This is a genomic window from Streptomyces sp. AM6-12, from assembly GCF_044327085.1.
GTDB lineage: Bacteria > Actinomycetota > Actinomycetes > Streptomycetales > Streptomycetaceae > Streptomyces.
Genome location: NZ_JBIQWN010000002.1, coordinates 475,199 through 488,447 on the forward strand (window position 1 = coordinate 475,199; position 13,249 = coordinate 488,447).

The 13,249-nt window shown below is 73.6% G+C and carries 16 protein-coding genes; 9 read left to right on the forward strand and 7 right to left on the reverse strand.

The features are described from left to right. Positions 1-30: 30 nt before the first annotated feature. The gene (locus tag ACE4Q9_RS30460) at positions 31-912 is read right to left on the reverse strand and encodes a LysR family transcriptional regulator (protein ID WP_397987735.1); all 882 of its coding nucleotides are present in this window, start codon (positions 910-912) and stop codon (positions 31-33) included. 109 nt (positions 913-1,021) lie between these two features. Here ACE4Q9_RS30460 and mgrA point away from each other — a divergent pair, with 109 nt between their 5' ends. Next, a complete protein-coding gene (mgrA, locus tag ACE4Q9_RS30465) occupies positions 1,022-2,014 on the forward strand; it encodes an L-glyceraldehyde 3-phosphate reductase (RefSeq protein WP_397988267.1) in 993 nt (330 codons plus the stop codon). Between the two features lie 105 nt (positions 2,015-2,119). Here mgrA and ACE4Q9_RS30470 read toward each other — a convergent pair whose 3' ends face one another. Continuing rightward, on the reverse strand, positions 2,120-2,503 hold the full coding sequence (locus ACE4Q9_RS30470; RefSeq protein WP_397987736.1) for a nuclear transport factor 2 family protein: 384 nt from the start codon (positions 2,501-2,503) through the stop codon (positions 2,120-2,122). A 318-nt stretch (positions 2,504-2,821) separates the two neighbouring features. On the opposite strand from ACE4Q9_RS30470, the gene ACE4Q9_RS30475 reads away from it, so the two are divergent. After that, positions 2,822-3,232 carry a hypothetical protein gene (locus tag ACE4Q9_RS30475; RefSeq protein ID WP_397987737.1) on the forward strand — a complete coding sequence of 137 codons (411 nt, stop codon included), beginning with the start codon at positions 2,822-2,824 and terminating at the stop codon, positions 3,230-3,232. On the opposite strand, the gene ACE4Q9_RS30480 is transcribed toward ACE4Q9_RS30475, so the two are convergent. Then, positions 3,185-4,486, reverse strand: coding sequence for a streptophobe family protein (locus ACE4Q9_RS30480; RefSeq protein ID WP_397987738.1), 1,302 nt, complete (start codon positions 4,484-4,486; stop codon positions 3,185-3,187). The genes ACE4Q9_RS30475 and ACE4Q9_RS30480 overlap by 48 nt on opposite strands. A gap of 192 nt (positions 4,487-4,678) precedes the next feature. Between ACE4Q9_RS30480 and ACE4Q9_RS30485 the strand changes: the two genes are divergently transcribed. Further along, on the forward strand, positions 4,679-5,131 hold the full coding sequence (locus ACE4Q9_RS30485; RefSeq protein WP_397987739.1) for an ATP-binding protein: 453 nt from the start codon (positions 4,679-4,681) through the stop codon (positions 5,129-5,131). 72 nt (positions 5,132-5,203) lie between these two features. Here ACE4Q9_RS30485 and ACE4Q9_RS30490 read toward each other — a convergent pair whose 3' ends face one another. Next, positions 5,204-6,091, reverse strand: coding sequence for an RNA polymerase sigma factor SigF (locus ACE4Q9_RS30490; RefSeq protein ID WP_397988268.1), 888 nt, complete (start codon positions 6,089-6,091; stop codon positions 5,204-5,206). A gap of 407 nt (positions 6,092-6,498) precedes the next feature. Here ACE4Q9_RS30490 and ACE4Q9_RS30495 point away from each other — a divergent pair, with 407 nt between their 5' ends. Next, positions 6,499-6,981 carry a VOC family protein gene (locus ACE4Q9_RS30495; RefSeq protein WP_397987740.1) on the forward strand — a complete coding sequence of 161 codons (483 nt, stop codon included), beginning with the start codon at positions 6,499-6,501 and terminating at the stop codon, positions 6,979-6,981. 30 nt (positions 6,982-7,011) lie between these two features. Here ACE4Q9_RS30495 and ACE4Q9_RS30500 read toward each other — a convergent pair whose 3' ends face one another. Continuing rightward, entirely contained in the window at positions 7,012-7,911 is a 900-nt protein-coding gene (locus ACE4Q9_RS30500; RefSeq protein WP_397987741.1) for an aminoglycoside phosphotransferase family protein, read from the reverse strand. Between the two features lie 35 nt (positions 7,912-7,946). Continuing rightward, positions 7,947-8,957 (reverse strand): zinc-binding alcohol dehydrogenase family protein, encoded by a 1,011-nt coding sequence (locus ACE4Q9_RS30505; RefSeq protein WP_397988270.1) that lies wholly within the window; start codon positions 8,955-8,957, stop codon positions 7,947-7,949. Between the two features lie 141 nt (positions 8,958-9,098). Between ACE4Q9_RS30505 and ACE4Q9_RS30510 the strand changes: the two genes are divergently transcribed. From ACE4Q9_RS30510 to ACE4Q9_RS30530, 5 genes are all read left to right on the forward strand, one after another. Then, complete coding sequence (locus ACE4Q9_RS30510; protein WP_397987742.1) at positions 9,099-9,893, forward strand: VOC family protein; 795 nt, start codon at positions 9,099-9,101, stop codon at positions 9,891-9,893. 43 nt (positions 9,894-9,936) lie between these two features. Next, complete coding sequence (locus tag ACE4Q9_RS30515; protein WP_397987743.1) at positions 9,937-10,635, forward strand: ribonuclease H; 699 nt, start codon at positions 9,937-9,939, stop codon at positions 10,633-10,635. A 64-nt stretch (positions 10,636-10,699) separates the two neighbouring features. Further along, complete coding sequence (locus tag ACE4Q9_RS30520; protein ID WP_397987744.1) at positions 10,700-11,683, forward strand: aldo/keto reductase; 984 nt, start codon at positions 10,700-10,702, stop codon at positions 11,681-11,683. 52 nt (positions 11,684-11,735) lie between these two features. After that, positions 11,736-12,233, forward strand: coding sequence for a DUF6328 family protein (locus ACE4Q9_RS30525; protein WP_397987745.1), 498 nt, complete (start codon positions 11,736-11,738; stop codon positions 12,231-12,233). A 33-nt stretch (positions 12,234-12,266) separates the two neighbouring features. Next, complete coding sequence (locus ACE4Q9_RS30530) at positions 12,267-12,758, forward strand: GNAT family N-acetyltransferase (RefSeq protein ID WP_397987746.1); 492 nt, start codon at positions 12,267-12,269, stop codon at positions 12,756-12,758. Positions 12,759-12,772: 14 nt separating this feature from the next. On the opposite strand, the gene ACE4Q9_RS30535 is transcribed toward ACE4Q9_RS30530, so the two are convergent. Continuing rightward, entirely contained in the window at positions 12,773-13,198 is a 426-nt protein-coding gene (locus tag ACE4Q9_RS30535) for an SsgA family sporulation/cell division regulator (protein WP_397987747.1), read from the reverse strand. Positions 13,199-13,249: the final 51 nt, after the last annotated feature.

A 13,249-nucleotide genomic window follows, 5' to 3' on the forward strand; every position in this document is an offset into this window, starting at 1 on the left:
CCCGCACGCGCCCGGAATCGGACAGACGTCTCAGCCCCCGGCTTCCAGCAGGGCGACGAGCGCGCGGGCCGCGGGGCTGGTGGACCGCTCCGGCGGCAGCAGCGCCACCGTCTCGTACTCGGCCTCGCCCGTGCCCTTGAGCGGGAGCGCGGTGAGCGTGGGCCGCTTGTGCCGGAAGTGCCGGGGTACGACCGCGATGCCCAGGTTCTCGTCCACCAGGTCCAGCAGCGTGTGGACGTCGTTGACCTCCAGCGCGACCGTGCGCCGTACCCCCGCCGCGGCGAAGGCGGCGTCGGTGGCGCGGCGCGGCCCCCAGTCCGGGTGGAAGTCCACGAAGACCTCACCGGCGAGGTCGTCCGGGGCCAGCAGCGCCCCGGCCGCGGCGAGCCGGTGCCGGGGATGACACAGCACGGTCATCGGCTCGCTGGTCAGCGACACCGAGCGCGACTGGTCGCCGTCCGCCCGCGTGCGGTACGCGAACGCCAGGTCCAGGCGCCCCGCCGCCACGTCCTCCGCGAGCGCGCCCGAGCCCGCCTGGCGCAGCCGGATCTCCACGTCCGGGTGCGCGCCCCGGAACCCCGCCAGCAGCCGGGCCACATGCACCCCGGCGATGCACTGCTCGGTGCCCAGCGCCAGCGTGCCGCGCAGCACGCCCTGCACCGCCGCCACCGCCTCGTGCGCGGCGCGCACCTGCGCGAGGATCCGCTCGGCCTCCACCAGCAGCGCCCGCCCCGCCTCCGTCAGCGTCACCCGGCGCGTGGTGCGCACGAACAGCGGCGCCCGCAGCTCCCGCTCCAGCGCCCGGATGGACGCGGACAGGCCCGACTGGGACACCATCAGCCGCTCGGCGGCCCGCGTGAAGTGCTGGTCCTCGGCGACCGCCACGAAGTGCTGGAGATGACGCAGTTCCATGATTGAGCAGCCTAGTCGCTCAATCCGATCCGATTCTCCCGTTGGACCGCAGGGCGCCACCGGAGGAATCCTGGACCGGGAAGATCCGTGCCGACCCCCTGGAGTCGTGTTGTACACCGCATCCCCCGACCGCTACGCCGAGATGCCCTACCGGCGCACCGGACGCAGCGGCCTCAAACTCCCCGCGCTGTCGCTCGGTCTGTGGCACAACTTCGGCCCCGACCGTCCGGTGGAGACCCAGCGTGCCATCCTGCGCCGCGCCCTCGACCTCGGTGTCACCCACTTCGACCTGGCCAACAACTACGGCCCGCCGCCCGGCGCCGCCGAGTCCGCGCTCGGCGCCGCCCTCGCCGCCGACCTCGCGCCCTACCGCGACGAGCTGGTCATCTCCACCAAGGCCGGCCACCTCATGTGGCCCGGTCCGTACGGCGAATGGGGCTCGCGCAAGTACCTGCTCGCCTCCCTGGACCAGAGCCTGAAGCGGATGGGCCTGGAGTACGTCGACATCTTCTACTCGCACCGCCCCGACCCGGACACTCCGCTGGAGGAGACGATGGGCGCCCTGCACACGGCGGTCCAGCAGGGCAAGGCGCTCTACGTCGGCGTCTCCAACTACTCCGCCGAACAGACCAGGCAGGCCGCGCGCATCCTCGCCGACCTCGGCACCCCGCTCCTCATCCACCAGCCGCGCTACTCGATGCTCGACCGGCGCCCCGAGGACGAGGGCCTGCTCGACGCCCTGGACGAACTGAGGGTCGGCTCCATCGTCTACTCCCCGCTGGAGCAGGGCCTGCTCACCGGCCGCTACCTCGACGGCATCCCCGAGGGCTCCCGCGCCGCCGGCGACAGCCCGTTCCTGGGGCCCGACGCGCTCACCGAGGACCTGGTCGGACGGCTGCGCGCGCTCCAGGAGATCGCCGTCTCCCGCGGCCAGAGCCTCGCCCAGCTGGCCCTCGCCTGGGTGCTGCGCGGCGGCCGGGTCACCTCCGCCCTGGTCGGCGCCAGCAGCGCCCGGCAGCTGGAGGACAGCGTCGGCGCCCTGCGCAACCTCGACTTCGACGCGGAGGAACTGAAGCGGATCGACGCGATCGTACGGTCGTAACGCCGCACCCCCCGCCCCAGGCCCCCTCCGCGCACCCCCGCGCCGGCCCCCGCACGCGGCCCGGCTCCCGCCCCACACCGGGGCAGGAAGCCGGGCCGCGTGCCGTCACGCACCCTCGGGCGCCCGGTCCAGGAACCCCATGACCTGCCGGATACGGCCCTCGCCGTCCAGCGTGACCACGTCGAACCCGGCGACCGGCGCCGAGCCGTCGGCCTCGTTCACCAGCTCCCAGCCGAAGCGCGCCACGTCGTGGTGCCCGTCCACCGTGCCCAGCGGGCGGAAGACGAAGCCGGGGAACTGCTCGTGCACCGCGGTGATCACGGCCGCCAGGGCGTCGTGCCCGCGGACGTCGGCGAGCGGGTCGGTGTAGGAGCCGTCCGGGGTCCAGGCGGCGGCGACCGCCTTGCGCAGCGCCTCCGGCTCGGTGGCGTTCCAGGCCTCGAAGTAACGCGCGGCGGCGGTCTCGTAGCGTTCGGTGTTCACGGACATGGCGGATCAGCCTCCATCGGAGTCGTCTGTGCTGGTCGTCGGCCGGATCGGGGGTCTCGCCGACCCGGTGGAACCACCATGCCCGAGGGGTGCCGGGCGGGTCGATTACCTCCGGGGTCATGCCCGCACCACCCCGCAGAACCCCACTATTTCCATGGAAAAGGGTGGGGAATATGCCAGCAGAGTGGCCGGAAAGTCGTGGTGACAGCGTTTCGGCCGTGGCGATACTCGAACAGCGAGGGGCACTTCACCGCAGGGAGCCGCACGGAGAGCGAGGTCCGCCCGGCACAGCCGGACGAGGCGACGGGGGAGTGATACGTGCACGACGAATTCCTGTGCCATGTCACGGCATACGGGGTGTGCGACGGCCGCCGCATCGGCGTACCGCTCGGCACCTACCGCGCGCCGACCCTGGCACTGGCCCTGTGGTGGCTGCGCGACCGCGCGTCCTGGATCGCCGAGCGGCTCGACCCCACCCCGGAGGCCGCCCCCTTCCCGGCGGGGGCGCTGGTGCCGGTCGCGGAGACGGTGGCCGACGTGCCCGCCCTGCTGCGCGCCTGGTGCGCCGACGGCGTCCGGCAGGAGCGCATCGCCGAGGAACTGGCCCAGGGGCGGCTGGTGCGGATCGCCGCGCACGACGACACCACCGAGTACGAACTGCTCGCCGAGTCCGTCGACGCGCTACGGATGCAGCGCACCCTTCCCGCGCTCGTGCTGCCCATCGGATGACCGCCGCCTGCGGCGCACCGGCAGCGCGAGCAGATGGCCGAGGAACCCGGCGACCAGCCCCCACAGCGCGCCCAGGCCCACCGCCTGCCAGGTCCGCGGCCGCAGCAGCAGTTCCCCGGACAGCCCGCCGCCCAGATCACCGATGCCGAGCAGGGACAGCCCGTAGTGCGCGGAGATCCGGCACAGCAGGCAGATCGCGAGCACGGTGAGGGCGAGCGCGACGCCGAGGCGTACGACGTCCAGCCACAGCGGGGTCCGGGGCGGTGAGCGCAGGGCCGCCCGGACGGCGACCGCGAGCAGCAGCACCCCGGCCGCCACCGGCAGCCACGCCATCCGGCCGTCGTACTGCGTCAGCGTGCGCAGATCGACCTCGGAGACGTCGGGGGTGCGCAGCAGGACGTCCAGGACGTGCGGGACCGGCAGCCCGAACGGGCCGTCCACCCGGCCGTTCCAGGTCGCGCCGAGACCGACGGTCAGCGCCGGCCAGACCAGGTTGGGCAGCCCGAGCAGGATCAGCGCGAAGGTCGCAGGCGCGTCCCCCCGGCCGGCCGCCGTGCCGAGCGCGACCACCAGCCCCACGACGACCGCGGCCAGCAGCAGCTCCACCATCGCGCGGGCGGCGGGACGCGCCCCCTCCCGCCACCGTGGCAGCCGCCCCGGCAGCGGCACCCGGCGCGCCACCAGCAGCGCCACCACCAGCACCCCGACCAGCCACAGCAGCCCGAACAGCACGGTCGGCGGCACGTCCGCGGCGAACCCGACCCGCGGCTCCGCCTCGAACAGCGAGGTCAGATCGCTCAGCGTGCCGCTGCCCACGTCCACGGCGAACGTCTCGCGGGCGGCGAACGCCAGCCCGGTCAGCACGAGTAGCCACAGCACGGCGATCCGCGCGGCCCAGCCGGCCAGCGCCCCGGCCGAGGCGAGGTTCCGGTGGCGCAGCGGACGCAGGAAGCCCACGCCGACCACCAGGGCCCCCGCCAGCGCCACGGACAGGGGGAGTACGGTGATCCCGGCCTCGGTCCTGGCCAGGGCGCCCGCGTCGCCGGCGAGCCGGACGCTGCCGCCGACCGCCGTGACCACGGTGGCGGCCAGCACTCGCGGGAACGCGCCGTCCGGCAGACCCGCCGCACCCGCCGCCCACAGCCCGGCCGCGGCCACCAGCACCATCACCGCGAGCCCGGTCAGCACCACGGCCAGCGCCTGCGGCCAGCCGTGCCGGGCGGCGGGCCGCGCGGAGACGGTCAGGGGGCTCACGTCTGCCACGCTAAGCAGCGGCGGGGCGGGCCGCCCGCCGGGAGGGCCGTCCGCGCCGCACCCGGCCGGGAGCGTGACGCTCGCCACTGTGCGCGGCGGGCGAACGCCTGGACTGCGGGACGCGGCTCGGGGTAGGAGGACTGGTGCGCATACGGCCGACAGACCGGGCCACCGGCCCGCGAGGAAGACAGCATGACCGAGTATCTGGACGGGGCAGTGATACCGACCGGCTTTGACGTACCCGTCGAGCCGCTGAGACGCGCGGCGCATTTCACCGGTGAACCCGGTTGCATCGCCGAGGCGCGGGCCTTCGCGGCACAGTTCCTGGAGCAGTTGCGCACCGAGTGGTGCGCGGCGATCGACCGCGCCGCGGACGGCGAGCTGCTCCTGCTGGTGAGCGAGCTGGTGACCAACGCCGACCGGCACAGCGACGGCCCCTACATCCTGGAGCTGGAGGGCACGGACGCCTCCGTCACGGTGTCCGTCTGCGACAGCAGTACGGCCCTGCCCCAGATCTTCCCGAAGAACCCGCGGCGCATCGGGCGGCACGGCCTGGAGATCGTGCACGCCCTCGCCACCGAGGTCACCGTCGAGCGGGTCCCGGTCGGCAAGCGCGTGGTCGCCCGCTTCGCATTGCGGCGCTGAGCGCCCGGACCGTCTTCGGTGCCGGGCGCTCAGCGTGCGGAGAAACCCTCGTACGCCGGCTCGCCTCCTGGCTCAGGCGCAGCCCAGCTCGCCCAGCATCCCCTGCCGCAGCCGGGCGATGATCCGCTTGATCAGCCGTGACACATGCATCTGGGAGCAGCCGAGCCGTTCCCCGATCTCCGCCTGCGTGGCCTCCTCCACGAACCGCAGATGGATGATCTGCCGGTCCCGCTCGCTCAGCTCCGCCATCAGCGGCGCCAGCGCGTGGAAGTCCTCCACCAGACGCAGCCCCTCCTCCTCCACGCCGATGAAGTCGGCGAGCACCGCCTCGCCGTCCTCGGGGCCGTCGCCGGTGAGGGCGGCGTCCAGCGAGGAGGAGTTGTAGCCGTTGGCGGCGAGCTGGCCCTCCAGCACCTGCTCCTCGGAGAGGTTCATCAAGGTGGCCAGCTCGGCGACGGTCGGCTCGCGGTCGAGGCGGCTGGACAGCTCCTCGCGCGCCTTGGCCAGCTCCACCCGCAGCTCCTGGAGCCGCCGCGGGACGTGCACCGCCCACGTGGTGTCGCGGAAGAACCGCTTGATCTCCCCGACGATGTACGGCAGCGCGAAGGAGGTGAACTCCACCTCGCGCGACAGTTCGAACCGGTCGATGGCCTTGATCAGCCCGATCATGCCGGTCTGGACGATGTCCTCCATGTCGTCGCCGCGGCCCCGGAACCGGCCGGCCGCGAACCGCACGAGCGACATGTTCATCTCGATGAGGGTGTTGCGCGCGTACTGGTACTCATGGGTCCCCTCCTCCAGCTCGGTGAGCCGGCGGAAGAACTGGCGGGACAGCTGGCGCGCGTCCCTCGGGGCCACGGACGTGGGGTCTGCGATGCCGGGCAGTGTCCCCGTGTCCGCCTCGTCCTGCCCGGTCCTCTCGATGACAGCTGTCTGCGCCCGCGTCCCGGCGGTGTCCATTACCTCTCCCACGAAAGTCACGTTTCGGCGTCTGCCCATGTCGGCCGCTGTTTCTGGTCCCTGCACTGTTGTGTTCTCCGCGTGTACCCCGGATCCGGCGCTTCATTCACGCCGGTCGGATCGTTCACGGCGCGGGTACCCCCGGTGACTCCGCGCATGCTCGCTCCGTACGGAACTGGCGCGAAACCGCTGGTCCCCGCCACCCTCGCGCACCTCCGCCGGCCCCTGCGGGGATCTTGCCGTTCCCTCCGTGGCTCCGGCGAAATTGCGCGCCCGGCCCCGCCCGGCGGGCCCCGTTCCCCCACCGCCGTAAAGTGACCGCCGTGGCCGGATTCCGCCCCGCCGATGAATTCTGGGCCGCCCGCCGGTCTGCACCCCGACCGGATGTCCCCACCAAGGAGGTGCTCATGACCACCGACGGTTTCACCACGTGTCTCTGGTTCGACGGCCAGGCGGAGGAGGCCGCGCGGTACTACGTGTCGGTCTTCGAGAACTCCCGCGTCGACCGCGTCACCCGGCACACCGCGGCCGGACCCGGACCGGAGGGCTCCGTGCTGGCCGTGGAGTTCACGGCCAACGGCCAGCGGTTCGTGGCGCTCAACGGTGGACCCCAGTTCACCTTCGACGAGGCGATCTCCTTCCAGATCATCTGCTCCGACCAGCGGGAGATCGACCACTACTGGAACCGGCTCACCGAGAACGGCGGCGCGGGTGGCCCCTGCGGCTGGCTCAAGGACCGGTACGGCGTCTCCTGGCAGGTCGTCTACGACCGGCTGCTCACCCTGATGAGCGACCCGGACCCGGAGAAGGCGGCCCGTACGGCCCGCGCCATGATGAGCATGGGCAAACTGGACGCCGCCGCCCTGGAGGAGGCCCACGCGGGGGAGTGACGCGACGGCCGCCCCGAGCGCGCCGCCGGCTCACCCGGTCTCGGCCAGGATCTGGGCGATCACATGCCGGGAGTTCTCCGCCAGGGCCGGGTTGGTGTCCCAGTAGTACGGGAGCTGGATCAGAGCGACCGACAGCGCCCAGCCCCGCCCCCGCGCCCACTCGGCGTCGTCCGCGCCGGCCGCCGCCCGGAAGGTGTCACGGGCGCGGGCGGGCAGCAGGTTCCACGCCGGCATGAGGTCCACGGCCGGATCGCCCGCCCCCGCACAGCCGAAGTCGATGACCGCGCCGAGCCGGCCGCCGTCGACCAGCACATTGCCGGGGGACAGATCGCCGTGCGCCCACCGCGGCGGACCGGCGTGCGCCGGGGCCGCCAGCGCCCGCTCCCACAGCTCCGTGACCGCCTCCGCGTCGATCCGGTCGCCCAGCTCGGCCACGGCGGCGCGGGTGGGCGCGTTCCGCTCCCGCAGCGGGCCGCCCCGGTAACCGGTCGGCGCGGCCCCCGCGTCGATCCGCCGCAGCGCCCGCACGAATCGCCCCAACTCCTCGGCCAGGCGCAGGGGTTCGGACAGGGTACCCACCACCGGGTTGCTGCCCGCCAGCCAGCGGTAGACGGACCAGGGCCAGGGAAAGTCCTCGTCCGGCTCGCCCGCGCCCACCGGTTCCGGCACCGCCACCGGCAGCAGCGGCCCCAGCCGGGGCAGCCAGCGCAGCTCGTGCGCCAGGTCCGGGACCGCGCCGGGGTGCCTCGGGAGCCGGACCACCAGCTCGGTGCCGAGCCGGAACATGGCGTTCTCGGTGCCCGAGGACACGAGGCGGCGTACCGGCAGCCCGGACCACTCGGGGAAGCGGCGGGCCAGCAGACGCCGGACGAGCGGGGCGTCGAGGTCGAGTTCGTCCGGGTGCATCCGCCGCGTGTTCACGGCACTCATCCGAGCGCCTCGACGCCCTCGCTGTCGAGGGGATTTCAGTGCCCGGCGGAAGGGATCAGCACCGCCGCGCCGTCGAAGCGGCCCGCCTTCAGGTCGCGCAGGGCGTCGGGGGCGCGGTCCAGTGGATAGGGGTGGGTGGTGGCCCTGACGCCGTAGCGCGCCGCCAGGGTGAGGAACTCCCGCCCGTCCGTACGGGTGTTGGCGGTGACGCTGCGCAGCTCCTTCTCGTAGAACAGGTCCGTCTCGTAGCGCAGCGGCGGCACGTCGCTGAGGTGGATGCCCGCCACCGCCAGCACCCCGCCCCGGTCCAGGGCGCGCAGCGCCACCCGCACCAGATCGCCGACCGGGGCGAACAGGATCGCCGAGTCCAGCGGCTCGGGCGGCGGCTCGTCCACGTCCCGAGCGGAGGCCGCGCCCAGCCGGAGGGCGAGCCGGCGCGAGACCTCGTCCCGCGTGACCACATGCACGGTGGCGCCCTCGGCGAGCGCGACCTGCGCGCACAGATGGGCGCTGCCCCCGAAGCCGTACAGGCCCAGGCGGCCGCCGCGCGGCAGCGCGCAGCGGCGCAGCGCGCGGAAGCCGATGATCCCGGCGCACAGCAGCGGCGCCGCCGACACGTCGTCCAGCGCCTCGGGCAGCCGGTAGGCGAAGGCGGCCGGCACGGTGGTGTACTCGGCGTAGCCGCCGTCCGCGTCCCAGCCGGTGTACTGCGAGCGCGGACACAGGTTCTCGGCGCCCCGCGCGCAGTAGGCGCACACCCCGTCGGTGCGGCGCAGCCAGGCCACGCCCACCCGGTCGCCCGGCGCGAAGCCGAAGACCTGGGAGCCGAGCCCCGCCACCTCGCCGACGACCTCGTGTCCGGGCGTCACCCCGGCCCGGCGCACCGGCAGCTCGCCCTCGGCGACATGCAGATCGGTCCGGCACACCCCGCACGCCCGCACCCGCACCAGCAGCTCGTCCGGTCCCGGTGCGGGCACCGGCCGCTCCACCGGTTTCAGCGGCTCGCCCTCGACCGGTCCCGGCGTCACCACCGACCACGCCCGCATCGTCGCCATCGCCCGTGCCCTTCCGCACCGCCGGACCCTCCTCCCCAGTGTCCGGCAGCGCCCCGCTCGGCGCGCGGCCCCGCCGGGGGCTGGCTAGCGTGGGCGGACAGGGGTCCCGACGACATCAGGAGGGCTGCGGGCATGGCCGTACAACCCGAGGGCACGCCCTGCTGGGCCGATGCGATGTTCACCGACCTGGAGGGCGCCAAGAAGTTCTACGGCGACGTCCTCGGCTGGACCTTCGGCGACTCCCCGGCGGAGTTCGGCCGCTACACCCAGGCGACGGTGGACGGCAAGGCCGTCGCCGCCGTCGTCCCGCCCATGCCCGGCCAGGAGGGTCAGTCGCGGTGGTGCCTGTACTTCGCCTCGCCGGACGCCGCCGCCACGGCCGAGAAGGTACGGCGGCACGGCGGTGACGTCCTGCTGGAGCCGATGCGGGTCGGCGACTTCGGCACCATGTGCCTGGCCCGCGAGCCCAGCGGGGCCGTGTTCGGGGTGTGGCAGGCGGGCACCCACGAGGGCTTCGGGGACATCGCCGTACCAGGCGCCTACTGCTGGGCCGAGGTGTTCACCCGCGAGCCCGAGAAGGTGGACGCGTTCTTCCGCGCGGTCTTCCCGTACCGGATCAAGGACCTCGTGGACGACGCGGTGGACTTCCGCATGTTCGCCGTCGGCGAGGAGACCGTGCTCGGGCGGATGCGGATGACCGAGGACTTCCCGCCCGAGGTGCCCTCGTACATCAACGTCTACTTCACCGTCGCCGACTGCGACGAGGCCGTCGCCCGAGCGACCCGGCTCGGCGGCATCGTCCGCTTCGGGCCGATGAGCAGCCCCTTCGGCCGGTTCGCGACGCTCAGCGATCCGCAGGGTGCCGACTTCTCGGTGATCGACATCACCACCACCGAGGGGGAGCCGCCGCGGATCGAGGACGCCTGAGCGGGGTCGCACCGGGCGGTCGGGGCAGCCGCGCCGTCATGGGATGATCGTGCGCATGCGTGAACGAGTGGTGGCCGCGTGCGACGGGGCTTCGAAGGGAAACCCCGGACCGGCCGGATGGGCATGGGTGGTCTCGGACGACGACGAGCGGACGCCCGCTCGCTGGGAGGCGGGCCCGCTCGGCCGGGCCACCAACAACGTCGCCGAACTCACCGCCCTGGAGCGGCTGTTGAGCTCCGTCGATCCCGCCGCCGAGCTGGAGATCCGGATGGACTCCCAGTACGCGATGAAGGCCGTCACCACCTGGCTGCCCGGCTGGAAGCGCAACGGCTGGAAGACGTCCGGGGGCAAGCCGGTCGCCAACCAGGATCTGGTGATCAGCATCGACGCGCTCCTGGAGGGCCGCTCGGTGGAGTTCCGCTACGTCCCGGCCCACCAGGTCGACGGCGACCCGCTCAACGACTTCGCCGACCGCGCCGCCAGCCAGGCCGCCATCGCCCAGGAGGCGGCGGGCAGCGCGCTGGGCTCGCCGGTGCCGCCGCCCTCGCCCGACACGCCCAAGTCCGGCGCCCCGCGCAAGAAGACGGCCCGCCGCACCGGGAGCGTCTCGTCTTCCTCGCGCACCATCAAGGCGAAGTTCGCCGGGCGCTGCCTGTGCGGCCGCTCCTACGCGGCGGGCGAGTCCATCGCCAAGAACGCCCAGGGCTGGGGCCACCCGGAGTGCCGTACCGCCGAGGCCTGAGCGGGCGCCGCCCCGAGCGGCCCGCCCTCCCGCGCGACCGGGCGCCGGGTGACAGACTGTCGCCATGGACGAACGTGTAATCGACAGGTCGGGTCAGTGGGCGTCGGTGGTCGGACTGGGCACCTGGCAGCTGGGCGCGGACTGGGGCGACGTGGCGGACAAGGACGCGCTGGCCGTCCTGGAGGCCGCCGCCGAGTCCGGGGTCACCTTCTTCGACACCGCCGACGTCTACGGCGACGGGCGCAGCGAGCAGACCATCGCCGCCTTCCTGAGCGGCCGCCCCGACCTGCATGTGCTGGTGGCCACCAAGATGGGCCGCCGCGTCGACCAGCTCCCCGAGAACTACGTCCTCGACAACTTCCGCGCCTGGAACGACCGTTCGCGGCGCAACCTCGGCATCGACCGGATCGACCTGGTGCAGCTGCACTGCCCGCCCACCGCCGTCTACTCCACCGACGCGGTGTACGACGCGCTGGACACCCTGGTCGAGGAGGAGCGCATCGCCGCGTACGGCGTGAGCGTGGAGACCTGCGCCGAGGCGCTGACCGCGATCGCCCGGCCGAACGTGGCCAGCGTGCAGATCATCCTGAACCCGTTCCGGATGAAGCCGCTGCGCGAGGTGCTGCCCGCCGCCCGCGCGGCCGGGGTCGGCATCATCGCCAGGGTGCCGCTCGCCTCCGGCCTGCTGTCCGGCAAGTACACCAAGGACACCGTCTTCGCCGCGAACGACCACCGCACCTTCAACCGGCACGGCGAGGCCTTCGACCAGGGCGAGACCTTCTCCGGCGTCGACTACGCCACGGGCGTGGAGGCGGCCGCCGAGTTCGCGGCGCTCGCCCCCGAGGGCTACACCCCGGCCCAGCTGGCGCTGCGCTGGATCATCGAGCAGGAGGGCGTCACCACCGTCATCCCCGGCGCCCGCAACCCCGAGCAGGCCCGCGCCAACGCGGCCGCCGCGAAGCTGCCGCCACTGCCCCCGGAGACGTTCACCGCGATCCGGGACCTGTACCAGCGGCGGGTCGCGGAGCAGGTCGAGCACCGCTGGTAGGCGCGCCACCGCCCGCCGTTTGAAGGAACGGCCGGGCGGTTACCTGCTTCCCATGACCGGGGAAGGACAGCGCAGCGGGCGCGACGAGACCGAGGAGGAGCGGGCGGACCGGATGTGGGGTGAACTCATCCAGGAGGTCCGCGTCGCCCAGACGGGCGTGCAGATCCTGTTCGGCTTCCTGCTGACCGTCGTCTTCCAGCCCAAGTACGCCCGGCTGCCCGACATCGACCAGCACATCTACATCGTCACCGTGGTGCTCGGCGCCTGCGCCACCGGCGCCCTCATCGGCCCGGTCTCCCTGCACCGCCTGGTCTCCGGCCGCCGGGTCAAACCCCGGGCGGTACGGATCGCCGCCCGCCTGACCTTCGTCGGCCTCGTGCTGCTGCTGGCCACCATGACCTCGGCCCTGCTGCTCATCCTCCGGGTGGCCACGCGGGACAGCTATGTGCCCTGGCTGGTCGCGGGCGTCGTCGCCTGGTACCTGGTGTGCTGGTACGGCCTGCCGCTGTGGGCCCGGCGCCGGCACACCACGGGCGCGGAAAACCGGTAACGGCCCGGCGAGCGGGGCGCGTAGGGTCCCGCCATGCCCGAGCTGCGACCGCTGTGCCCCGACCACGCCCCCGCGCTGCTCGCCTTCGAGCGGGAGAACCGGGCGTACTTCGCCCGCACCGTCCCCGACCGGGGCGACGCCTACTTCGCCCGGTTCGGGGAGCGGCTGCGCGCCCTGCTCGCCGAACAGGAGGCGGGCGTCTGCCGCTTCCACGTCGTGACCGGCCCGGACGGGGCGATCCTCGGCCGGATCAACCTCGTGGACCTGACGGACGGCGGCGCCGGTCTCGGCTACCGGATCGCCGAGCGCGCCGCGGGCCGGGGGCTGGCGACCTGGGCGGTACGGGAGCTGTGCGCGCGGGCCGCCGACGCATACGGGCTGACCTTCCTGACGGCCGCGACCACGCTGGACAACACCGCCTCGCGGACCGTGCTGGCGCGCACCGGGTTCACCGCGACCGGCGAGACCCGGCTGTCCGGCCGACCGGGCCTCACGTACCGCCGCTCGCTGACCCACGCCCTCTGACCTACGGCCGGCCTTCATCCCAGGGCGAGGATGTCCGCCAACAGCTCGTCCACCGGAGCCCGTTCGCTGCCCGGCGGCACGATCTCGCGGGTCTCGAGCAGGAACGCGGCGACGGCGGGCGCCCAGGCGTACACCACCGCGCGCTGCCGCCCGCCGTCCGGGCGCGCGTCCCCGAGGAACTCCATGCGCAGCTCGTGCCACACCCCGGTGCCGGCGGGCCGCAGCCGTACGTCGCCGACGCCGACCGGCCTGGTCAGACCCTCGGCGAGCATCTCGCGGTCGAGGCGCCACTGGGCCAGCACCCGGCCGTCGTGCGCGAAGACGGCCGTGACCGCGAACGGGTCGGCGGCGTCGTAACCGAGGTGGACGAGGACCGGGAAGCGCCCGGTGCCGGGGGTGTGGAGCTGCACCACCAGGGTCTGGTGCACGAAGGCGTTCACGCGAGGACCTCCCAGGACGATCGGCGTAGAACCCTCAGGTACCCCCGTTCG